The organism is Citrobacter sp. Cb080 (genome assembly GCF_030334745.1).
Classification (GTDB): Bacteria; Pseudomonadota; Gammaproteobacteria; order Enterobacterales; family Enterobacteriaceae; genus Citrobacter; species Citrobacter braakii.
In genome coordinates this window covers 111,637-135,458 of record NZ_JAOWDG010000077.1, presented here as the reverse complement: position 1 = coordinate 135,458, position 23,822 = coordinate 111,637, and the positions used below count along the sequence as shown (strand labels likewise).

Here is a 23,822-nt window from a genome sequence, read left to right as displayed (position 1 = left end):
AGGATAATTTATGCCTCTGTTACACCTGCTTCGCCAGAATCCGGTTATTGCCGCGGTGAAAGACAACGCCAGTCTGCAATTAGCCATTGATTCCGAGTGCCAGTTCATTTCTGTGCTATACGGTAATATCTGCACCATCAGCCATATCGTAAAGAAAATTAAAAATGCCGGTAAGTACGCATTTATCCACGTTGATCTGCTGGAGGGCGCGTCCAATAAAGAGGTGGTGATCCAGTTTCTGAAGCTGGTCACTGAGGCCGACGGCATCATCAGTACCAAAGCGTCGATGCTGAAAGCCGCGCGGGCGGAGGGCTTTTTCTGTATTCATCGCCTGTTTATCGTCGACTCTATCTCTTTTCACAACATTGATAAGCAGGTCGCACAGTCGAACCCGGACTGTATTGAGATACTACCGGGCTGTATGCCGAAAGTGCTGGGGTGGGTGACGGAAAAAATACGCCAGCCGTTGATTGCCGGTGGTCTGGTTTGCGATGAAGAGGACGCCCGCAATGCGATGAAAGCCGGTGTGGCGGCGCTTTCAACTACCAACACCGACGTCTGGACGTTAGCGAAAAAGCTGCATTAACCCGAGCTGCCGGATAGCGGTGTAAACACCTGACCCGGCATCCCCCTGAATTAATTTTCTGCGATGGCTGCCAACGCCTCCAGCACCGGCAGCCAGTCATCCACAATCCCGACATCCGCCTGTGAAAAGACCGGCGCTCTGGCGTCACTGTTTATCGCCACGACGAACCGGCTCTGACGAATCCCGGCCATTAGCGCCGCCGCGCCGGACGCTCCCGCCACAATGCAGACATCCGGCGCAAGCAGATGACCTGAGATGCCAATCACGCGCTCAGCATCAAAACCACCGTTCATAACCCGCGCACGGCTGTATCCCACTTCGGCACCAAACTCCTTACCAAGAGCGGTAATTTTTTCGGCATCGGCGTCACTTCTTCCCTGCCCTACCACCAGCACACGCCCGGCCTGCAACAAAGGATGAGCTGTAACACGGTCGATGCTTTCTACGCTATCCAGCCAGCCCGGAGGTGTGGTGGGGGCAATCCGGCGCTCCACCATTGCTGGCAGCACGTTGCCCGGCGCGCTCGTTTCCGGTTGTCGCACCAGTGAAAGGCACAAGGGACGCGCGGTGATTTGTAGCCGGGCCGTCAGCGCATTCCCCCAGTGGGATTTCGTCACCAGCCCCTGTTGCGCATTCAGCGTCTGCACCTGGCAAACGCTGCCGCCATGCAGACGCCAGGCCAGCCGCGTCGCAAGCTCATCCCCCAGCGCACCCGCCGGAAAAATCAGGATGTCGGCTGGCGTCAGCAACCACTGCGCCGCCAGCGCGTCCAGCACCTGCTCCGCCACGTCCGGCATCGGGTCTAGAGTCCAGCGTTCCAGTTCTGCTGCATTAAGCGCGTTTTCTGCAATCCAGCCTGCCAGTGCAGCGCATTCACCCGATTCCGTAATCACAACGATCTTCATGGCTGCATCCTCTGGCGCAAATAATCATTCCACAATATCCGCGCTTTTTCCTGCGCCGTCGCGCCGTCGATAATCGTGGCGCTGCGCCGCTGCGCCGGTCGCACCAGCTTCTGACATTGCACGTTCGGAGTTTCATCACTGGACGCTGGCTGACGTAAAATTGTCGCTTTTGCCGCCGTCAGACGCTGACGCATTCCGGGGACGGGAAGCGCAACTTCACCACATTGCCTGACGGCAATCACTGCCGGAAGCCGCACCCGGCAGCGGCGCAACCCGGTCGCCGTTCGTTGCTCGACAACAACAAAAGGCGGCGTCAGCGTAAAACGCTCCACCTGGGTAAAGCAGGGCCAGGCCAACATTTCAGCCATCAAAAATGGCGTTTGCCCGTTCTGCCCTTCGCTACTCTGACAGCCAGTGATAATCAAATCCGCGCCGTGATGACGCTGCCAGTCAGTTATTTGCCGGGCAATGAATTCCGGCGCAAAGCGCAGATCCGCCGTCGTTTCCAGCAACACCGGCTTATCAAAACCCAGCGCGGCAAAATAGCGCAACCAATGAATAGCACGCTCATCGCTAATGCTTAGCGCGGTTAACGTCATATCACAACCTTCACGACGTTGCGCCAGCAGTAATGCCGCAGCCGCCTGCTCATCGGCACCAGGAGAACAGCGCAGCAGCGCGGTGTCCGGGCCACGGGTATCTTCCGTCGCCGCCAGCCAGTCTTTTTCCGCCAACATACCGGAGTCTGGTTCGGCCTTAAACGCGAACAGAATGTTCATTTGCTCCTCCCTGTATTTTCTCCACGCTTCCGGCCGCCACCAGCGGCAATGCCTTCGTTTCCGGTGCCCATAGCCAGGTCACCACAAATCCAATGAGGAGCACGCCAGCCAGCAGCAGCAACGTGACCTGCATCCCACATTGCGCCAGCGTCCAGGGCAGCAGGCCGGTGCTGATTGCCGCGCCAAGTCTGCTCATCGACGTCGCAAAACCCACGCCCAGCGAGCGGATATCCGTCGGGAAGCTTTCAGCAGGCAGGATCCCTACCAGATTACTGACCGCAGAAATTGTGGTGCTGAACAGGACAAAAAGCAGCAAAGTTAACGAGCTACCGGACGGCAGAAAAGCCATCACCACCAGCGTGGCAGCCAACAGAAAAAAACTCCCAAGCAGAAACCGACGGTGCGCCAGCAGATGTGTTAATACCAGCCCCAGCAGTGCGCCAACGATTAACAACGCATTCAGCAGCAGGCTGGCGGTGAGCGCATCCTCCAGGCCGAGGGTCCCGGCAATGGTAGGCAGCCAGGTGTAGATAACAAACCAGGGGATCACCAGACAAACAAAAAACACGCTGTTAAACGCGGTTCGCCGCCAGTAGAGAGGGGAAAAGAGCGTTTTGATGTGCTTTCCGGACGCCGCAGAAACCTCGTCGCCGAGCAATACGTGCTGCCCAAGATAGCGGTGAACAATAGCGTGGGCTTCCGCGAAACGCCCCTGGCGCAGCAGCCAACGAGGCGATTCCGGCGTCCCCCAGCGAAGCAGGGTAATCAATAGTGCGGGCAGCGCCACCGACGCCAGCAGCCAGCGCCAGGCATCCGGGCTTTCGGTAATAAAGTGGTGTCCCGCCAGGCTTGCCAGCACATAGCCGATGGTCCATACCACGCTAAAAGCCCCCAGTAACACTCCCCGATGTCGTCGTGGTGAAAATTCGGCCAGCAGGGTGTGCCCCACGGAATAATCGCCTCCCAGCCCAATCCCAATCAGGATGCGTAAACCAATAAGCTGTTCCGGCGAGGTGGCGAAAAGCTGTAAAAAAGAGGCGATGGTGATCAGCACAAAGCTGAAAGTGAAGATCTTCTGTCGACCAATGTGGTCTGAAATCCAGCCCAACACCAGACTACCGAGAAACAACCCGAGCAGCGCCGAGCCGCCAATCATCCCGGCCATAAACGGCGTGAGCTGCATGGCAGGTGTTAACTGAATAATGGCATAGCCGACAACGCCAAGAACATAGCCGTCGGTAAGGTGAGCACCAAAGGTCAAGGCGGCAATACGACAGTGAAAACCGTTAAGCGGTAAATCGTCCATTCGCACCGGTGAAGTGTTCATTTCTACCCCTGTCCGGTAAAATTGTGGCTTCCCGATCAGGAAGCCAGCTGATGTTTATTTCTCAATCGGGTAGATCGTTCCCGTGTTCATAATGCCGTTTGGATCAAACTGACGTTTCAGACCTTCCAGCAGCGGCCACGCGCTGCCATGTTCCAGCTTGCTCCAGTGAACACGATGCTTGCCGATGCCGTGGTGATGCACCATTGAGCCGCCAAGACGGATCGTCTCTTCGCAAATAATCTTGTTAAGCGGGTTGTGGTACTTATCAATCTCCTCTTCCGGCTTGCAGTCCACCACGTTGTAGTCATACACAAAGTACATGTTGGTACCGTTGATATAACTATGGGAAGAGTGACCGCCCAGCATGGTGATGTCATCCGCGTGTGGGAATTCAGTACGAATACGATGGATCACGTTTTCGTAAATTTGATGGATGTAGCTCCAGCTGCCGGAAACTTCCGTCGTAAAGCCCATATTGCCGGTTTTCAGGATCTGTACGCGTTCGGCAGCCACTTTTTCCGGGCCCCAGTTCAGATGGTTAAACCAGTTCTCAATCAGCTTGCTGTCCACACGCTTACACTGTGGATAACGCGCGACGATCTCCGCAATGCCCTCGCCAGTGGCTTGCGCCATTCGCGGATTGCCCTCAGCCATGAAGATCAACACGCATTTCCCGTCAGCAAAATGAGTAAAGTGCTGGGTGCCATCCTCGGCGTCATACAGGCGTGCAATCGAAGGACGGTAGCCTTCCACCATCACTTCACGCAGGATATCGAAACCGATTTTCATATCGTCCATAATGTAGCCGTAAAAAAGGTTATTTTCCGGCGTGAACTTGAAGATTTTCACCGTCACTTCAGTGATATAGCACAGCGCGCCTTCGTTCCCAATGATGATGTGGCGAATGTCCGGCCCGGCAGCCCGGCGTGGCACGTTCTTGATGCGGGTTACCGTGCCGTCCGGCAGCACCGCCTCCAGCCCCACGACCATATCTTCAATGGCACCGTAAAGAGTGGAGAATTGCCCGATGCTGCGGGTTGCAACCAGGCCGCCCATCTGCGCCAGCGGCTTAGACTGCGGCGAGTGCCCGGTGGTATATCCTTTTTCGCGCAATGCATTTTCCAGAATCTCAAGCGGCACGCCGCATTGAGCGGTCGCCTGCATGTTTTCAATATCAATGCTCAGGATCTGGTTCATCCCTGCCCCGTCCAGCACCACGGAGTCTTTAACCACCGTTTCCAGCCCCCCTTCCGTCGCGGATGCGCCGGTACGCGGAACTCCATTGATTTTATGCTGATTCATAAACGCCAGAACGCGGGAAACCTGCTCTGTCGAACCGAGTTTTACCACTGCCGCCGGAATGGGTAGTGTATAAATACCGTGAATGTCGGCATATTTACGAAAGCGGTCAATACTGTTTTTCTTTAATACCGTTTCATCGGTAATTACGCGTTCGGACCCAACAATTTCTTTTAACTGGTCAACAATCGCTTCGCGAGATAAAGGCATAGCTATTCCTTCCTGATAATTAGCAGAACAATTAATAATACAGAAACTATAGGTAGATATTAGCGAACTAAATAACCGCCATCGACGACCAGTAAATGACCGTTAACATAATTAGAAGCCTGACTGGCAAGGAATATCGCAGCCCCCATTAAATCCTGGATATCGCCCCAACGATTAGCTGGGATATGATCCAATACGCGCTGATTCGTTTCCGGATTGCTGCGCGTAGCCAGCGTAATATCCGTTGCATAATATCCCGGTGCGATACCGTTAACCTGAATATTATATTGCCCCAATTCATCGCAATACGCCTTGGTAAAACCGGCAAGCGCATGTTTTGTCGCTGAATAAGCCGGAGACCACTGTCCGCCAAGATAAGAGAACAAAGAACAGATATTTATAATTTTACCGCTGTTTTGCGGAATCATAATTTTTGCCGCTTCGTAGCTCAGTTCAAACGCCGCCGTCAGGTTGACGTCAATCATCGGATCCCAGTCCGCACGACCAAAGTCCAGTACCTTATTCAGCTTACAAATTCCGGCATTGTTCACCAGAATATCAACGGTGCCAAAACGCTCGCAGCAGGCGGCAATAATCTTCTGCGGGGCACCTTTCTCGGTGATATCCACCTGCATGAATTCAACTTCAACACCTTGTTTTTCAATAACTTCCTTCGTTTCACCGTTATCTTTTACAAAACTTGGGATAAACAGATTCGCCCCGGCTTTCGCCAGCGCCATCGCAAAAGCCTGACCCAGACCACTGTTGCCACCCGTTACGATCGCCGTTTTCCCTTTCAGGGAGAAAAAATTCATTGAGAATGCATTGAGAGATTCGATTGACATAGCTGGCTCCAAATTCCTTTAGGCAAAAAAAAGAAAGGCAACTTCCCCCGCTAGAGGGAAGTCACCTTTCTCATTATCTCTGGTAACTGGAATGAATTTTTAGCATAACGAGAAATTATCTAACGTGATCAAAATCACAGATGTTTTGTTCATTTTGTATTGATGACTAAAAACAAGAAGCGTGATTATTCTCACACTATAACCCACACTTCCATGTTATTTCTAAGCGCAATTACTAGAGACCTGAGAAAAGTAATCCACCTGAAAGGGCGGTTTACTTTTCTCTTTTTTTTGTCTGCATAAAATGAGAGCCCGATATGCAACAATCCTCATATCGCCGTTGGATAACACTCGCCATTATTAGTTTCAGTGGTGGCGTTAGTTTTGATTTAGCCTATTTACGTTATATCTATCAAATTCCCATGGCAAAATTCATGGGGTTTAGCAATACCGAAATTGGATTAATAATGAGTACCTTTGGCGTTGCCGCTATTATTCTGTATGCGCCCAGCGGCGTTATTGCCGATAAATTCTCCCATCGCAAAATGATCACCTCAGCCATGATAATTACCGGCTTGCTCGGTCTGCTGATGATGACCTATCCACCGCTGTGGGTCATGCTCTGTATTCAGGTCGCATTTGCCATCACGACAATCCTGATGCTGTGGTCGGTATCAATTAAAGCCGCCTCGCTGCTGGGGGATCACAGTGAACAAGGGAAAATCATGGGCTGGATGGAAGGCCTGCGCGGCGTCGGCGTCATGTCGCTGGCGGTATTTACCATGTGGGTCTTTTCTCGCTTCGCACCGGACGACAGCAACAGCCTGAAGGCCGTGATCCTGATTTATAGCGTGGTTTACATCCTGTTGGGAATTTTGTGCTGGTTCTTCGTGAACGATGGCAACAGCCGCAGCCACGGTGCGAAAGAGGATAAGCAGGCGTTTCAGCTCAAAGATATCATCGCCGTGCTGCGTATCAGCACCACCTGGTATTGCAGCATGGTTATTTTTGGCGTCTTTACGATCTACGCCATTCTCAGCTACTCCACCAACTATCTGACTGAAATGTACGGCATGTCGCTGGTCGCGGCGAGCTACATGGGGATCGTCATCAACAAGATCTTCCGGGCTATCTGTGGGCCGCTGGGCGGCATCATCACCACCTACAGCAAAATTAAGTCGCCAACGCGCGTGGTGCAACTGCTTTCAATTGTCGGCGCCGCTGCGCTGATTGCCCTGCTGGTGACGAACTCAAATCCGCAGTCCGTGGTTATGGGGATCGGTCTGATTCTGCTACTGGGCTTCACCTGCTACGCCTCGCGCGGGCTTTACTGGGCCTGTCCCGGCGAGGCCAGAACCCCTTCTTACATCATGGGAACCACCGTAGGGATCTGCTCGGTGATCGGTTTTCTGCCCGACGTGTTCGTCTATCCGATTGTCGGCCACTGGCAGGATACGCTCCCGGCGGCACAAGCCTATCGCAATATGTGGCTGATGGGACTGGCGGCGCTGTGCATGGTCATCCTCTTCACGTTCTTATTGTTTCGCAAAATTCGCACCAACAACGCCGCACCGGAAAAGATAACCTCACTGGCCGCAGAAACCTCCGGCGAGTGAAGATGGAAAATTAAAGGAGAATGACAATGTCAAAGAAATACATCATTGGAATTGATGGCGGAAGTCAAAGTACCAAGGTTGTGATGTACGATCTGGAAGGTAACGTGGTGTGTGAAGGAAAAGGTCTCCTGCAACCGATGTTTACTCCCGACGCCGATACGGCAGAGCATCCGGAAGACGATTTATGGGCTTCATTGTGTTTTGCTGGCAAAGACTTAATGAGCCAGTTCGCGGGAGATCCAAAAGACATTGTCGGGATTGGTCTGGGCTCCATTCGCTGCTGTCGCGCATTGCTCAAAGCAGACGGCACGCCCGCTGCGCCATTGATCAGCTGGCAGGACGCGCGCGTCACCCGCCCCTATGAGCACGCCAATCCCGATGTGGCTTACGTCACCTCATTTTCAGGTTATTTGTCACATCGCTTAACCGGTGAATTTAAAGACAATATCGCCAACTACTTTGGTCAGTGGCCGGTGGATTACAAAACCTGGACATGGAGCGACGATCCGGAGGTGGTGAAGAAATTCAATATCCCGCGCAGGATGCTGTTCGAGGTGCAGATGCCGGGAACCGTGATCGGGCACTTGACCGACGCTGCCGCGAAGGCGACCAGCTTCCCTGCCGGATTACCGGTGGTTTGCACCACCAGCGACAAACCGGTAGAGGCCCTGGGCGCAGGATTGCTGGACGACGAAACCGCGGTGATCTCATTAGGCACCTATATCGCCCTGATGATGAACGGCAAAGCGCTGCCCAAAGATCCAATCGCTTATTGGCCAATTATGTCTTCGATTCCGCAAACGCTGCTCTACGAAGGCTATGGCATTCGCAAAGGGATGTGGACGGTCAGTTGGCTGCGGGATATGTTGGGGGAATCACTAATCCAGGATGCGAAAGCACAGGATCTGTCGCCGGAAGATTTGCTGAATAAGAAAGCGGCCAGCGTACCACCCGGTTGCAATGGCCTGATGACCGTCCTGGACTGGCTGACCAACCCGTGGGAACCGTTCAAACGTGGGATCATGATTGGCTTTGACTCCAGCATGGACTACGCCTGGATTTACCGCTCTATTCTGGAGAGCGTTGCGCTGACGCTGAAAAACAATTACGACAATATGTGTAACGAAATGAATCACTTCGCTAAACAAGTTATCATTACGGGCGGCGGTTCAAACAGTGATCTATTCATGCAAATCTTTGCCGACGTGTTCAATCTTCCAGCAAGACGGAATGCCATTAACGGTTGCGCCAGCCTGGGCGCGGCAATTAACACGGCGGTAGGGCTTGGTCTCTATCCGAACTATGAGACCGCGATAGAAAAAATGGTTCGGGTGAAAGATGTATTCACACCAATAGAAAGCAACGCCAGACGCTATGACGCGCTGAACAAAGGGATTTTCCGCGATTTAACCCAGCACACCGATGTGATCCTGAAAAAGTCGTATGAAGTGTTGCATGGCGGCCTGGATAACGTTAATTCGATTCAGAGCTGGTCTAACGCATAAGGTTGTCCGGCCTGCATGTAGCACTCAATGCAGGCCGATAACCCCATTATCATCAGGCAATATTCAGATATTTATGGGTCTGCATCGACAGACGCCAGTTACGCGCAATACAGGTATCAATACACAAACGCGTGGCATCTTCTTTCTGGCTGATTGGCTGTAAGGCGATGATACGCGGTTTGTCGTCGCTCAACGTAGCCAGCAGTTCATCCAGCGCTTCAATATCGCGAACGCGACCAACCGGATGTTTGATTTCATTCGCACGCTCCAGCGCCTGCGACAGCACATCATAGCCGCCGCGCATATTCACTTTCGGCGATACGGTCACCCAGGTATTTGGCGTACAGCGCACTTCGTGGGTACCGCTGGTTTCAATCTGGCAGCTAAAGCCGTTCTTTTCCAGCAGGTCTGTCAGCGGCATCAGGTCATGAATGCAGGGCTCGCCACCGGTTATCACCACGTGACGGGCGGTATAGCCCTGACGCACAATGACCGCCAGCAGCTCCTCGCTGCTCGCCGCGCCCCATTTATCGCTCTCTTTGGTCTTAGCCAGGATGCTGTACAGGGAAACTTCCCGATCCTCAAGCTTATCCCAGGTGTGTTTGGTATCGCACCAGGCACAGCCAACCGGGCATCCCTGTAAACGAATAAAAATGGCGGGGACGCCGGTAAAGTAACCCTCACCTTGCAGGGTCTGGAACATCTCGTTAATCGGGTACTGCATAGCGCTCTCAATATGGGGATAAACGATAATTATCGCAGATCCCCGCCAAAGTATCATGCCCCATCGATGCTTTACGCGGCGATCGCCGCGGCAAAGCGTGCCGTAATCTGCTGCGGACGCGTGATAGCCCCTCCAACCACCACGGTATGGGCACCTAATGCCAGGCAACGTGCAGCACGTTCCGGGGTATCGACGTTTCCTTCCGCCACGACCGGTATGCTGACCGCAGCCAACACCTCACGTAAAAAACCGCAGTCGTTTTCCGCCAGCACATGCCCGACAGTGTCAGCGGTATAGCCGTAGAGCGTAGTGCCCACGCAGTCAAACCCCAGACGCTCGGCGGTCACCGCCTCGTCTACAGTGGCGATATCCGCCATCAGCAGTACGGACGGGTAGCGAGCGCGGACTTGTGCGACCAGTTCTTCCAGCGTTTGCCCACCAGGGCGCGGGCGCGCTGTCGCGTCCAGAGCAATAATTTCCGGCTCAACGGTCATCAACTCATCCACTTCCTGCAGGGTGGCCGTGATAAACACATCACTACCCGGATAATCGCGCTTGATAATCCCAATCACCGGCAGTGAGACGATCTCTTTGATAGCGCGAATATCCACCACGCTGTTCGCACGGATACCTACCGCACCGCCCTGTGCTGCCGCCAACGCCATACGCGACATAATAAATGGACTGTGCAGAGGCTCATTTTCCAGCGCCTGACAGGAGACGATTAATTTACCTTTCAGGCAATCCAGTACAGTTTTCATTACGATAAGATCTCTTCGACTTCGTTTTTAATGATGGTGGCATGCGGGCCATAAATCACCTGAACACCTTTACCGCGAATAATAACGCCACGTGCTCCGGTCGCTTTCAGCGCCGCTTCATCTACCTTGCTGCTCTCTTTCACCGTCACGCGTAAGCGTGTGGCGCAACAGTCCACCTCTTCCAGATTCTCTTTGCCTCCCAGCCCAGAGATGACTGCCGCTGCGCGTTCACTTTGAGGCAGACCGGATTCAATTGGGGTTACGTTTTCACGCCCAGGTGTCAGCCAGCCAAAGCGGTTAATCAAATAGCGGAAGGTAAAGTAGTAAAGGAAGAACCACGGTATCCCCACCATGGGAACGTACATCCAGTTGGTTTTAGCTTCCCCTTGTAAGACGCCGAAGAGGAGGAAATCGATAAGCCCACCCGAAAAAGTTTGCCCAATAGTGATATGTAAAATATGAGCCATCATAAACGCCAGGCCATCGAAGAAGGCGTGAATGACATATAACACGGGAGCCACAAAGAGGAAGGAGAACTCGATAGGCTCAGTGATCCCCGTCAGGAAAGAGGTCAGGGCTGCCGACAACAGCAGGCCGGCGACAAGCTTTCTGTTCTCCGGCTTGGCAGTGTGGTACATCGCCAGGCATGCGCCAAGCAGGCCAAACATCATGGTAATGAATCGCCCGGACATAAAGCGCGAGGTGCCCGCATAGAACTGCTGCGTATTCGGATCGGCAAGTTGGGCAAAGAAAATCCGCTGCGTACCTTCAACCAACTGGCCGTTGACGATTTCGCTACCGCCAAGCGCCGTCGTCCAGAACGGCAAATAAAAGATATGGTGTAAACCCAGTGGGCCAAGCATACGCAGGATGAAGCCGTACAACAGTGTCCCCAGATAACCCGTCGCATCCACCAGACCACCCAGCCCAAAAATGAGTTTCTGGAAATGCGGCCAAACCACTGTCATGACAGCCCCCACGACAATCGCGGCAAGGGAGCTAATAATCGGTACAAAGCGCGAACCGCTGAAGAAACCAAGGAACTGAGGTAGTGAGACTTTATTGAAACGGCTATGCAGCGCGCAGGTGACAAGACCAATAACCACCCCACCAAACACGCCCGTTTCCAGCGTCTGAATACCCAGCGTCATCCCCTGGCCAACGGCACCCGGGTTCTCGTGCGCCAGTGTCCCGTTGAGGGTCAATAAGGCATTGATAGTGGCATTCATCACCAAAAATGCCAGCAATGCCGCCAGCCCGGCGGTACCTTTATCCGTTTTCGCCAGTCCTACAGCGACACCCACTGCGAACAACACCGAAAGATTGGCAAACACAATAGAACCGGCGCTGGTCATGATTGTGAAGATTGCCTGCAACCAGTCGACATCCAAAAACGGATAAGCCGTCAATGTGTTTGGATTCGACAGTGCGCCGCCAATCCCTAACAACAGTCCCGCGGCGGGCAATACCGCAATCGGCAGCATGAAGGATTTGCCGAAGCGCTGCGCTTTTTCAAACCATGCACCCGATGAGGCGCCGCTAAACATTTGCATCATTTTTTCATCTCCCCGACTAGTGATGAAAATTTTTACCATAATTATTTTTATAAATGAAAATCATCATCAAAAACCAGGAAGCCGATCATACTTTTTTAAAATGACTGGCATCTCTCCCCTGCTTTCCGCCACACTATCAGCAGAGAAACGCATTAAGGATTTTGCATGTCAGAAAATGAAAACCTGCTGCTGAGATTGCGCCAGAGCGTTGACGGATATAGCCGAACACAACAGAAGCTGGGAGAGTTTGTGCTAAGCGATCCGGCAAAAGTTGTCTACCTAACGATTACCGAACTGGCGCGTGAAAGCGACACCAGCGAAGCTAGCGTCACACGGCTGTGCCGTACGCTGGGGTGTAAGGGCTATAACGAGTTCAAAATGGCGCTGGCACTCGATCTCCAGCAAGAACAGCCGGTAGAGCACAGCGGGGATGAAATTGACAATGTGGTCAATGAATCCGTGCAAGCACTGCAGGACACCGCAAAATTACTCGACAGAGCATTACTTGAAGCAGCCGCTCTTGCGCTGCATCAGGCGCAGTCGGTACAGATTTATGGCGTAGCGGCCAGCGCCATTCTGGGGGAGTATTTACATTACAAACTCCTGCGCTTGGGCAAACCCGCACAAATGTTCAGCGATATGCATCGCGCAGCCATGAACGCCACAACGCTAAGCAAAGACACGCTCGTGGTGGCGATTTCCAGCTCAGGCTCCACGCGCGATCTGCTGCATGTCGTTAAACTGGCGCGTAAGCAAGGCGCGCGCGTACTGGCGTTGAGTAATACGCCGCGCAGTCCGTTGGCTTCGCTGAGTGATATTCAACTGGTCGCAGCCAAACCAGAAGGTCCGTTGAGTGCTGGTGCGCTAAACGCCAAGGTGGGAGTGATGCTGTTGGTAGAACTGCTCACCACGTCACTGATTGCTCTGGATGAAAAGTACAGTGATGTGAGCCAGAAAACCGCCAGTGCGACCTTACCGCTACTGCTTTAGTTTAGCGGCATAAAAAAACCCGCCGCAGCGGGTTTTTACGTTAAGAGTTAAAGAACAGGATTACGCCTGACCTTTGATCTCTTTACGACCGTTGTACGGCGCTTGTTCACCCAGAGCTTCTTCGATACGAATCAGCTGGTTGTACTTAGCAACGCGGTCAGAACGGCTCATAGAACCGGTTTTGATCTGGCCTGCAGCGGTACCAACAGCCAGGTCAGCGATGGTAGCGTCTTCAGTTTCGCCAGAACGGTGAGAGATGACAGCGGTGTAGCCAGCGTCTTTCGCCATTTTGATCGCAGCCAGAGTTTCGGTCAGAGAACCGATCTGGTTGAATTTGATCAGGATGGAGTTAACGATGCCTTTTTCGATACCTTCTTTCAGGATCTTGGTGTTGGTTACGAACAGATCGTCACCAACCAGCTGGATTTTGTCGCCCAGAACTTTAGTCTGGTATGCGAAACCGTCCCAGTCAGACTCGTCCAGACCATCTTCGATGGACACGATCGGGTACTGTTTGGTCAGTTCTTCCAGGAAGTGAGTGAATTCTTCGGAGGTGAATGCTTTGTTGCCTTCGCCAGCCAGAACGTATTTACCGTCTTTGTAGAATTCAGAAGCTGCACAGTCCATCGCCAGGGTGATGTCTTTGCCCAGCTCGTAGCCAGCTGCTTTAACCGCTTCAGCGATTACAGCCAGAGCTTCAGCGTTGGAACCCAGGTTCGGCGCGTAGCCGCCTTCGTCACCCACTGCAGTGTTCATACCTTTAGCTTTCAGAACTTTAGCCAGGTTATGGAACACTTCAGAACCCATACGTACGGCTTCTTTCAGGGTTTTAGCGCCAACCGACTGAATCATGAACTCCTGGATGTCAACGTTGTTGTCAGCGTGCTCACCACCGTTGATGATGTTCATCATCGGAACCGGCATGGAGTATTTGCCCGGAGTACCGTTCAGTTCAGCGATGTGTGCATACAGCGGCAGGCCTTTAGCAGCAGCTGCTGCTTTGGCGTTCGCCAGGGACACAGCCAGGATGGCGTTTGCACCGAAGTTGGATTTGTTTTCAGTACCGTCCAGATCGATCATGATCTTGTCGATGCCAGCCTGATCTTTAGCATCTTTACCCAGCAGAGCCTGAGCAATTGGGCCGTTAACAGCTGCAACAGCTTTCAGTACGCCTTTACCCATGAAACGGGATTTGTCGCCGTCGCGCAGTTCCAGTGCTTCGCGGGAACCAGTAGAAGCACCTGACGGAGCTGCTGCCATACCAACGAAACCACCTTCCAGGTGTACTTCGGCTTCAACAGTCGGGTTACCACGGGAGTCGATGATTTCACGACCGATGATTTTAACGATTTTGGACATTAGATTTTCCTCAGTACAAGTTAAACTAAAACTCCAGACAAACAATGCACCCGGATGGGTGCATTGCCGTTCTAACTTTTTTACTTCTTACTTCGCCTGACGCTTCTGATGTTCACTGGCGGCTTTCACAAAGCCGGCAAACAGCGGGTGCCCATCACGTGGCGTGGAAGTAAATTCCGGGTGGAACTGACAGGCCACGAACCACGGATGATTCGGTACCTCAATGATCTCGACCAACTGATCATCACCGGAACGGCCTGCAATACGCAGACCCGCAGCTTCAATCTGTTTCAACAGCATATTGTTGACTTCGTAACGGTGGCGATGGCGTTCAACAATTGTCGGCGCGCCGTACAGCTGACGAACCAGGCTATCGTCGCTCAACTGACACTGCTGGGCGCCAAGGCGCATTGTGCCGCCCAGATCGCTCTTCTCGGTACGGACTTCAACGTTGCCGTCTTCATCGCGCCATTCGGTAATCAGGGCCACCACCGGGTACTTACAGTCTGGCACAAATTCCGTGGAGTTGGCGTTATCCATACCCACTACGTTACGTGCAAACTCAATCAACGCAACCTGCATACCCAGGCAAATACCCAGATAAGGAACATTGTTTTCACGCGCAAAGCGCGCTGTCGCGATCTTACCTTCAACACCACGGTAGCCGAAGCCGCCAGGGATCAGGATTGCATCAAGACCTTTCAGGATCTCAACGCCGCGCGTTTCGACATCTTGCGAATCGATCAGCTTAATGTTGACGGTGACACGATTCTTCAGACCACCGTGCTTCAATGCTTCGATAACTGACTTATAGGCATCCGGCAGTTCAATATACTTGCCGACCATACCGATAGTCACTTCGCCTGCCGGATTCGCTTCTTCGTAGATAACCTGTTCCCATTCTGACAGATTAGCTTCCGGACAGTTCAAGCTGAATCGTTTACAAATATAATCGTCAAGGCCCTGGGATTTCAACAGGCCTGGAATTTTATAGATGGAATCGACATCTTTCATTGAAATAACGGCTTTTTCTGGCACGTTACAGAACAATGCAATTTTTGCACGTTCGTTGGCCGGAACCGCGCGATCGGAACGACAGATCAGAATGTCAGGCTGAATACCGATAGACAGCAACTCTTTTACCGAGTGCTGAGTCGGTTTAGTTTTGACTTCACCGGCAGCGGCCAGGTAAGGAACCAGAGTCAGGTGCATGAACAGCGCGTGTTCACGACCGATATCTACCGCTAATTGGCGAATCGCTTCCAGGAATGGCAGGGATTCGATATCACCGACCGTACCGCCGATTTCAACCAGAACGACGTCATGACCTTCGCCACCGGCAAGGACACGCTCTTTAATCGCGTTGGTGATGTGCGGGATAACCTGTACGGTTGCACCCAGATAGTCGCCACGGCGCTCTTTGCGCAGGACATCGGAGTAAATTCGACCGGTAGTGAAGTTATTGCGGCGAGTCATTTTGGTACGAATGAAACGCTCATAGTGACCCAGGTCCAGGTCGGTTTCAGCGCCGTCTTCAGTAACGAACACTTCCCCGTGTTGGATTGGACTCATAGTACCTGGATCGACGTTGATGTACGGATCCAGTTTCATCATGGTCACGTTGAGGCCACGAGCCTCAAGAATGGCTGCCAGGGAGGCTGCGGCAATGCCTTTACCCAGAGAGGATACGACCCCGCCGGTCACAAAAATATAGTTCGTTGTCATGCTGGACCTGAGAAGTTAGGGTGAAACGATGGAATTACCAAGACGGGAAAGTAGTATACCCGAACATGACGAGCGCCACAAACTTTCATTATTCCTCCTCTTCACCAGGCTCACATAAACATCGGGAGTGAGAAAATAGCCCCTTTGGGGTAAATGTTTTTGACGTAAATCAAGCGCTTGTTATTTAAAAAATCACACAAATCGCCCTTGACCGACGAAATCCCTTAGAGATCAATTTCCTGCCGTTTTACCTGTTGCCAGACTTCTTCCATAGTTTCCAGATCAACACCAGTCATTTCCAGACCCCGAGCCGCTACAATTCGCTCAACCTCACGAAAACGGCGCTCAAATTTCTCGTTCGCTTTTTGCAATGCGGTCTCTGCTTTAGTACCTAAATGCCGAGCCATATTGACCGTCGCAAACAGCAGGTCGCCCATTTCCTCCTCCAGTTTAGCCTGGTCGACAACAGCCTGCTTCGCCTCAAACATGACTTCATCGATCTCTTCGTAAACCTTGTCGACAACCGGTCCTAATGTTTTCCAGTCGAAGCCAACATTAGAGCAGCGTTTCTGGATTTTTTGGGCGCGCATTAACGCCGGTAAACTACGGGGAATATCGTCGAGCGCGGAATGCTGCGCCTTCTGGGCGCGTTCTTCGCTTTTGATTTGCTCCCAGCGGGTCAACACCTCAGTGCTGTTACTGGCAGAAACATCAGCAAAAACATGTGGGTGGCGACGCTCAAGCTTATCGCTGATGGCGGCGCAAATATCATTGAAATCGAAACGTCCTTCTTCCTGCGCCATCTGGGCGTAAAACACCACCTGGAACAGCAAGTCACCCAGCTCTCCACGCAGGTCGTCGAAGTCTTCCCGCGCAATTGCGTCCAGCACTTCATAGGTTTCTTCGAGGGTGTAAGGGGCAATAGTGGCGAATGTCTGCTCTTTATCCCAGGGACAACCGTTTTCCGGGTCGCGCAGGCGCTGCATAATACCGAGCAGTCGGTCGATTTGATTCATTGGAATATCCTGAAATTTCAATACGCGAAGCCCGATAAGACGACAGCCGATATCCGGCAACATGGCAATGCCTGATGGCAACGCTAACGCGCCTCACCAGGCATGCAAACTTATCTGGCCTATTAAATAATTAATTACCGTGCAGACGACGTGCGTCGATCACATCCGGCACCTGGTTCAGCTTGCCAAGCACGCGCCCGAGCACCTGCAGGTTATAGATTTCGATGGTCATATCGATGGTAGCCAGTTGCTGTTTGGTATCACTCCGGCTGGCAACCCCCAGCACGTTCACCTTCTCGTTGGCAAGAATCGTGGTGATATCACGTAATAAGCCGCTGCGATCGTTAGCCTGGACGCGAACCACCAGCGAATATCCTGCCGAGTAGCTTTCGCCCCAAACCGCATCAACAATTCGTTCCGGCGCATGAGAGCGCAGCTCGGTCAACTGTTCGCAATCCGCCCGGTGCACGGAAATACCGCGGCCCTGAGTGATAAACCCGACAATTTCATCGCCTGGAATCGGCTGGCAGCAGCGCGCGATGTGGTGCATCAAGTTACCCACCCCTTCCACCACCACGCGACCGTCGTCTTTACGGCGACTCTGCGGCGCCTGCGTTTTCTGCTGAAGCTGTTTCAGCGCGGCGGCATCCTGTTCGGCTGCGCTTGGCTTATTAAACTGCGCCTGCAGGAAGTTCACCATCTGGTTGAGGCGAATGTCCCCCCCACCAATCGCCGCCAGCAGCTCATCCAGCTCATTGAAGCTGTAGCGCGGCAGCAGGTGCTTTTCCGCTTCTTTCAGGCTAATGCCTAAATGCGCCAGTTCATCGTCGAGGATCTGGCGGCCAGCAAGGATGTTTTTGTCGCGGTCCTGTTTACGGAACCAGGCGTGGATCTTCGAACGCCCCCGACTGGTGGTGACATAGCCGAGGTTAGGGTTCAGCCAGTCGCGGCTTGGGTTGGGCTGTTTCTGGGTGATAATTTCAATTTGATCGCCCATTTGCAGCTGGTAGGTAAACGGTACGATGCGCCCGCCAATTTTCGCGCCAATGCAACGATGCCCCACATCACTGTGAATATGATAAGCAAAATCGAGCGGTGTGGAGCCTGCAGGTAAGTCCACAACGTCGCCTTTTGGCGTAAAGACGTACACTCGGTCATCAAAGACCTGGCTACGGACTTCATCCAGCATTTCACCAGAGTCCGCCATCTCTTCCTGCCAGGCGATCAGCTTACGCAGCCATGCAATACGATCTTCATGACCAGAACGCGCCACGCCTGAAGCGGTGCCCTCTTTATACTTCCAGTGTGCCGCAACGCCCAGTTCGGCATCTTCATGCATCTGTTTCGTACGGATCTGAATTTCAATGGTTTTGCCGCCCGGTCCCAGCACAACCGTATGAATTGACTGATAGCCGTTGGGTTTCGGGTTAGCGACATAGTCATCGAACTCATCCGGCAGATGGCGATAGTGAGTATGCACTATCCCGAGCGCGGCATAGCAGTCCTGTAAACGCTCCGCCACGATACGCACCGCGCGCACGTCGAAAAGTTCATCGAAGGCCAGCTGCTTTTTCTGCATTTTGCGCCAGATGCTGTAGATGTGTTTCGGGCGTCCGTACACTTCGGCTTTGACGCCTTCCGTTTTCATCTCTGAGCGCAAATGACCGACGAACTCATCAATATAATGCTCGCGATCGATGCGACGTTCGTGCAGCAGCTTGGCAATACGTTTGTATTCAGCCGGGTGCAGGTAACGGAAGCAGTAATCTTCCAGTTCCCATTTTAATTGCCCGATACCCAAACGGTTGGCCAGCGGCGCATAGATATTGGTGCACTCTTTTGCCGCCAGAACGCGTTCATCTTCTGGAGCGTCCTTCACTTCACGCAGATGTGCAATCCGCTCCGCCAGCTTGATGACCACACAGCGGAAATCATCCACCATAGCCAGCAGCATGCGGCGAACGTTATCGACCTGTTCGGATGAGACTGAATCGGTATGAGTGGCCTTAAGCTGGCGTATTGCCGCCATATCCCGCACGCCGTGGATAAGATGAACAATGGATTTGCCCACGCTCTCGCGCAGGATGTCTTCACTGACCACGTTGGCATCTGCCAGAGGGAACAGCATTGCTGCGCGCAGCGTGTCGATATCCATGCTCAACATGGAGAGTATTTCAACCATCTCCACGCCACGCCACAACAGCAGATCCGCATCCGGATGCCCCTGTGTCTGCTGCTGGCAGTACGCCCAGGTTTCGGCTAAGCGTTCACACGACTGCTGGCTGGAGATCCCCAGACTCGCGATCCATTTCTTTGGATCAAACTCACCAGCTTTATTTATATGTGCACTTCTTACCGCAACCATTGTCCTCTCCTTAAGGGGCCTGGCCTGTCGAAGTCGACAAGCCATACCCATTGTCTTTCACGCTGCATTACCACCCGAAATCCAATGGGTACAAAATTTATTACATACGCTCAAACAGGACCATTGATTCCAGGTGTCCAGTGTGCGGGAACATATCGAGCATCGCCAGTCGCCGTATGGCATATCCCGCGTTGAGCAAAGCGTCGCTGTCACGAGCCAGCGTTGCCGGGTTACAGGATACATAAACAACGCGTATAGGTTCTAATTTTATAATATGTTGCATCACACCTGCAGCCCCCGCACGCGCAGGATCGAGCAATACTTTGTCGAATCCGTTTTTCGCCCACGGCTGCCGGGTAACATCTTCCTCAAGGTTTTCATGAAAGAATGTCACATTGTGTAATCCGTTATTCAGCGCGTTTTCCCGGCCTTTTTCCACCAGCGCCGGTACCCCTTCCACCCCCACCACGTATGCAGCCCGGGTTGCCAACGGCAGGGTAAAATTACCCATTCCACAGAACAGATCGAGAACGCGATCTTCAGGTTGCACATCCAGCCATTCGAGCGCACGGGCCACCATTTGTTGGTTTACCCCTTCATTGACCTGAATAAAATCACGCGGGCTGAAGGTTAACCGTAGTCCATTTGAGTCATACCAGGGCGACTCTTCTGATATTGATTCCAGTATCTCGCTTTGCGGGGCCAGAAACAAAGACAGCCCCTGAGAATGCGAAAAGCATTCCAGTTTTTCTTTATCCTGAACACTTAATGGCGCCGTGTGGCGCAAAATCATCAGGGTTCCGCTCCCCGCCTGCACCAGCTCGACATGACCAAGATGGCGTAACCCTTGCAGACTTTCCAGACACGCCCGGATGTGGGGCAAGAGCGCTTCAAGCTGGGGCACCAAAATAGGGCATTGTTTAACATCGATAATGTCGCTGGATGCGGATTTGCGAAACCCCATCTGCAATTTTTGTTCTTTTGGCCGATAATTCAGGCTCAACCTGGCGCGACGACGATAGCCCCACGGGGTATCAGCTATAACATCCGACACTTCACATTTCATTAAACGCGACAACGCCGCGCTTTTGCTACGCTGCTGCAACGAGATGCTGGCATGCTGCTGCTGGCAGCCGCCGCACACGCCAAAATGCGGGCAACGTGGCACTTCACGCTGCAGACTGTCGTTTAAACGTCGTTTTACTTGCGCGCGGGCGAACTGTTTTTTATCTTCGGTAATCACCACCTCGGCGCTTTCCTGAGGTAGCAATTCCGGTATAAACAACGCCTTTCCGTTATGGCGAGCAACGCCCTGGCCGAAAGGATCAAGGTCATTGACGGTAACGGTTATGATCTGACGCGTCGTCACGCGTCGTTTTGCAGAGTAGAATTGCGCCATCGACGAGATATTTCTCTATTTAACAGTGTGACCCTAATTGTCCCATAACGGAACTCCATGACCAACTACAGCCTGCGCGCACGCATGATGATTCTGATCCTGGCCCCGACCGTCCTGATTGGTTTGCTGCTCAGTATCTTTTTTGTTGTGCATCGCTATAACGACTTGCAGCGTCAACTGGAAGATGCTGGCGCCAGCATCATTGAGCCACTCGCGGTCTCCAGCGAATATGGCATGAATCTGCAAAACAGAGAATCCATCGGCCAACTTATCAGCGTGCTGCATCGTCGCCATTCCGATATCGTGCGGGCAATTTCTGTCTATGACGAGAATAACCGGCTGTTTGTCACATCCAATTTTCATCTCGATCCGTCTGAAATGCAGCTGGCAACCGGTTCACCATTTCCCCGAAAGCTGAGCGTCACCCGGCTCGGGGATATCATGATCCTACGAACGCCAATTATATCGGAAAGCTATTCGCCGGATGAATCTGCCGTCAGCGACGCCAAAAATACGGAAAATATGCTGGGGTATGTGGCGCTTGAACTGGACCTTAAGTCAGTAAGATTGCAGCAGTATAAAGAGATCTTTATCTCCAGCGTAATGATGCTGTTTTGTATCGGTATTGCGTTAATTTTTGGCTGGCGTCTGATGCGCGACGTGACTGGCCCGATTCGCAATATGGTAAATACCGTTGACCGAATACGTAGAGGACAGCTCGACAGCCGCGTCGAAGGTTTCATGTTGGGCGAGCTGGATATGCTCAAAAATGGCATCAACTCGATGGCGATGTCACTTGCGGCCTACCATGAAGAGATGCAGCACAACATCGACCAGGCCACCTCTGACCTGCGCGAAACGTTGGAGCAGATGGAAATCCAGAACGTCGAACTGGATCTGGCGAAGAAACGCGCCCAGGAAGCGGCGCGTATTAAGTCTGAGTTTCTGGCTAACATGTCGCATGAGCTGCGTACGCCGCTGAATGGCGTGATTGGCTTCACCCGCCTGACGCTTAAAACCGAGCTCAACACGACGCAGCGCGATCACCTGAATACGATTGAACGCTCGGCCAACAATCTGTTGGCCATCATCAATGATGTGCTCGACTTCTCCAAACTTGAGGCGGGCAAACTGATTCTGGAAAGCATCCCATTCCCGCTACGTAGCACGCTGGATGACGTCGTCACGCTGTTAGCGCACTCATCCCATGATAAAGGGCTTGAGCTGACGCTAAATATTAAGAATGACGTGCCGGACAACGTCATCGGGGACCCGCTGCGCTTACAGCAGGTAATCACTAATCTGGTTGGCAATGCCATCAAATTTACCGAAGGCGGCAATATCGACATTCTGGTCGAGAAACGCGCCCTCAGTAACACGAAAGTGCAAATTGAAGTGCAAATCCGCGATACCGGAATTGGCATCCCTGAGCGCGATCAGTCACGCCTGTTCCAGGCCTTCCGCCAGGCCGATGCCAGTATTTCCCGCCGCCACGGCGGGACCGGACTGGGTCTGGTCATTACGCAAAAGCTGGTCAATGAAATGGGCGGGGATATCTCCTTCCACAGCCAGCCGAACCGGGGCTCCACGTTCTGGTTCCATATCAGCCTCGATCTCAACCCTAACGTTCTCGTGGATCGCTCAACCACGCACTGTCTGGCCGGTAAGCGACTGGCCTACGTTGAACCTAACGCCACAGCGGCGCAATGCACGTTAGATATCTTGAGTGAAACGCCGCTGGAGGTAATTTACAGCCCTTCATTCTCCGGGCTGCCGAAGGATCACTACGATATTCTGCTGCTTGGCATACCGATCACTTTACGCGAACCGCTCACCATGCAGCATGAGCGGCTGGCAAGCGCAGCGGCGATGACCGACTTTTTGTTACTGGCTCTGCCTTGCCATGCGCAGATCAACGCTGAGAAATTAAAGCAGGGCGGCGCGGCGGCGTGCCTGTTGAAACCTCTTACCTCAACCCGCTTACTGCCAGCGTTGACAGAGTATTGTCAACTGAACCACAGCGCGGCTCCGCTGCTGTTAAACGAGAGCAAAATTGCGATGACCGTCATGGCGGTGGACGACAACCCGGCGAACCTCAAGCTGATTGGCGCACTGCTGGAAGATAAAGTGCAGCACGTCGTGCTCTGCGACAGCGGACATCAGGCTGTGGATCGCGCCAAACAGATGCAGTTTGATCTCATCCTGATGGATATTCAGATGCCAGACATGGACGGTATTCGCGCCTGCGAACTGATCCACCAGCTTCCTCATCAACAACAGACGCCGGTCATTGCGGTCACCGCGCATGCCATGGCCGGGCAAAAAGAGAAGCTGCTCAGCGCCGGGATGAACGATTACCTGGCGAAGCCTATCGAAGAAGATAAGCTGCATAATCTGCTGTTACGCTACAAACCCGGCGCGAGCACATCGCTGAGGGCGCTCGCTGTTGAACCGGTCGTCAATCCGAATACCACACTCGACTGGCAACTGGCGTTAAGGCAAGCCGCCGGTAAAAACGATCTGGCGCGGGATATGCTGCAAATGCTGCTCGATTTTCTGCCCGAAGTGCGTAATAAAATTGAAGAACAGCTGGTCGGTGAAAACCCTGAAGGACTGGTGGATATGATCCATAAACTGCATGGCAGTTGCGGTTATAGCGGCGTTCCCCGCATGAAAAACCTGTGTCAGCTGATTGAGCAGCAATTACGTAGCGGGAGCAAAGAAGAAGAGCTGGAGCCTGAGTTTTTAGAGCTTCTGGATGAAATGGATAACGTTGCGCGCGAAGCGAAGAAGTTGTTAGGGTAAAGATCTGATTGCCGGATGACGACGCTCACGCGTCTTATCCGGCCTTCATG

At 52.8% G+C, this 23,822-nt stretch carries 17 protein-coding genes and 1 pseudogene; 5 read left to right on the top strand and 13 right to left on the bottom strand.

Going from position 1 to position 23,822, the window contains the following annotated elements:
• The first annotated feature begins 10 nt into the window (after window positions 1-10).
• Window positions 11-586, top strand: coding sequence for a glycerol-3-phosphate responsive antiterminator (locus tag OGV38_RS16340; RefSeq protein ID WP_016157338.1), 576 nt, complete (start codon window positions 11-13; stop codon window positions 584-586).
• A 50-nt stretch (window positions 587-636) separates the two neighbouring features.
• Here the strand turns inward: OGV38_RS16340 and OGV38_RS16335 are convergent, their stop codons facing one another.
• The 5 genes and pseudogenes from OGV38_RS16335 to OGV38_RS16315 all read right to left on the bottom strand — a co-directional run bounded on the left by OGV38_RS16335 (window position 637) and on the right by OGV38_RS16315 (window position 5,951).
• The gene (locus OGV38_RS16335) at window positions 637-1,491 is read right to left on the bottom strand and encodes an electron transfer flavoprotein subunit alpha/FixB family protein (protein ID WP_049040372.1); all 855 of its coding nucleotides are present in this window, start codon (window positions 1,489-1,491) and stop codon (window positions 637-639) included.
• Window positions 1,488-2,270 carry an adenine nucleotide alpha hydrolase family protein gene (locus tag OGV38_RS16330; RefSeq protein ID WP_286474041.1) on the bottom strand — a complete coding sequence of 261 codons (783 nt, stop codon included), beginning with the start codon at window positions 2,268-2,270 and terminating at the stop codon, window positions 1,488-1,490. Before OGV38_RS16330 ends, OGV38_RS16335 begins: the two co-directional genes overlap by 4 nt.
• Window positions 2,248-3,606 (bottom strand): annotated as a pseudogene (locus OGV38_RS16325) (MFS transporter); the annotation flags it as partial. The pseudogene OGV38_RS16325 and the gene OGV38_RS16330, both read right to left, overlap by 23 nt.
• A gap of 45 nt (window positions 3,607-3,651) precedes the next feature.
• Entirely contained in the window at window positions 3,652-5,106 is a 1,455-nt protein-coding gene (locus tag OGV38_RS16320; protein WP_286474038.1) for an FAD-binding oxidoreductase, read from the bottom strand.
• 59 nt (window positions 5,107-5,165) lie between these two features.
• On the bottom strand, window positions 5,166-5,951 hold the full coding sequence (locus OGV38_RS16315) for an SDR family oxidoreductase (RefSeq protein ID WP_286474035.1): 786 nt from the start codon (window positions 5,949-5,951) through the stop codon (window positions 5,166-5,168).
• A 317-nt stretch (window positions 5,952-6,268) separates the two neighbouring features.
• Here OGV38_RS16315 and OGV38_RS16310 point away from each other — a divergent pair, with 317 nt between their 5' ends.
• Together OGV38_RS16310 and OGV38_RS16305 are read left to right on the top strand one after the other, a co-directional pair.
• On the top strand, window positions 6,269-7,567 hold the full coding sequence (locus OGV38_RS16310; RefSeq protein WP_103284164.1) for an MFS transporter: 1,299 nt from the start codon (window positions 6,269-6,271) through the stop codon (window positions 7,565-7,567).
• 26 nt (window positions 7,568-7,593) lie between these two features.
• Complete coding sequence (locus OGV38_RS16305) at window positions 7,594-9,072, top strand: FGGY-family carbohydrate kinase (RefSeq protein WP_269517961.1); 1,479 nt, start codon at window positions 7,594-7,596, stop codon at window positions 9,070-9,072.
• 52 nt (window positions 9,073-9,124) lie between these two features.
• On the opposite strand, the gene queE is transcribed toward OGV38_RS16305, so the two are convergent.
• From queE to OGV38_RS16290, 3 genes are all read right to left on the bottom strand, one after another.
• Entirely contained in the window at window positions 9,125-9,796 is a 672-nt protein-coding gene (gene queE, locus OGV38_RS16300; protein WP_269517963.1) for a 7-carboxy-7-deazaguanine synthase QueE, read from the bottom strand.
• Window positions 9,797-9,867: 71 nt separating this feature from the next.
• Window positions 9,868-10,557 carry an N-acetylmannosamine-6-phosphate 2-epimerase gene (locus OGV38_RS16295; protein WP_016154230.1) on the bottom strand — a complete coding sequence of 230 codons (690 nt, stop codon included), beginning with the start codon at window positions 10,555-10,557 and terminating at the stop codon, window positions 9,868-9,870.
• Window positions 10,557-12,113 (bottom strand): maltose/glucose-specific PTS transporter subunit IIC, encoded by a 1,557-nt coding sequence (locus OGV38_RS16290; protein WP_286474031.1) that lies wholly within the window; start codon window positions 12,111-12,113, stop codon window positions 10,557-10,559. The genes OGV38_RS16295 and OGV38_RS16290 overlap by 1 nt, the downstream gene beginning before the upstream one ends.
• Window positions 12,114-12,278: 165 nt before the next feature.
• On the opposite strand from OGV38_RS16290, the gene OGV38_RS16285 reads away from it, so the two are divergent.
• Entirely contained in the window at window positions 12,279-13,103 is an 825-nt protein-coding gene (locus OGV38_RS16285) for a MurR/RpiR family transcriptional regulator (protein ID WP_049040365.1), read from the top strand.
• A 60-nt stretch (window positions 13,104-13,163) separates the two neighbouring features.
• Here the strand turns inward: OGV38_RS16285 and eno are convergent, their stop codons facing one another.
• The 5 genes from eno to rlmD all read right to left on the bottom strand — a co-directional run bounded on the left by eno (window position 13,164) and on the right by rlmD (window position 20,967).
• A complete protein-coding gene (gene eno, locus OGV38_RS16280) occupies window positions 13,164-14,462 on the bottom strand; it encodes a phosphopyruvate hydratase (RefSeq protein ID WP_286474028.1) in 1,299 nt (432 codons plus the stop codon).
• 87 nt (window positions 14,463-14,549) lie between these two features.
• A complete protein-coding gene (gene pyrG / locus OGV38_RS16275; protein WP_016154233.1) occupies window positions 14,550-16,187 on the bottom strand; it encodes a glutamine hydrolyzing CTP synthase in 1,638 nt (545 codons plus the stop codon).
• A 224-nt stretch (window positions 16,188-16,411) separates the two neighbouring features.
• Window positions 16,412-17,203 (bottom strand): nucleoside triphosphate pyrophosphohydrolase, encoded by a 792-nt coding sequence (gene mazG / locus OGV38_RS16270; protein WP_016154234.1) that lies wholly within the window; start codon window positions 17,201-17,203, stop codon window positions 16,412-16,414.
• Window positions 17,204-17,333: 130 nt separating this feature from the next.
• Window positions 17,334-19,568: a GTP diphosphokinase gene (gene relA, locus OGV38_RS16265; protein WP_016154235.1), complete on the bottom strand. Its 2,235-nt coding sequence runs from the start codon at window positions 19,566-19,568 to the stop codon at window positions 17,334-17,336.
• A 100-nt stretch (window positions 19,569-19,668) separates the two neighbouring features.
• Complete coding sequence (gene rlmD, locus OGV38_RS16260; protein ID WP_286474025.1) at window positions 19,669-20,967, bottom strand: 23S rRNA (uracil(1939)-C(5))-methyltransferase RlmD; 1,299 nt, start codon at window positions 20,965-20,967, stop codon at window positions 19,669-19,671.
• A 57-nt stretch (window positions 20,968-21,024) separates the two neighbouring features.
• On the opposite strand from rlmD, the gene barA reads away from it, so the two are divergent.
• Window positions 21,025-23,772 carry a two-component sensor histidine kinase BarA gene (barA, locus tag OGV38_RS16255; RefSeq protein ID WP_269517971.1) on the top strand — a complete coding sequence of 916 codons (2,748 nt, stop codon included), beginning with the start codon at window positions 21,025-21,027 and terminating at the stop codon, window positions 23,770-23,772.
• Window positions 23,773-23,822 lie beyond the last annotated feature (50 nt).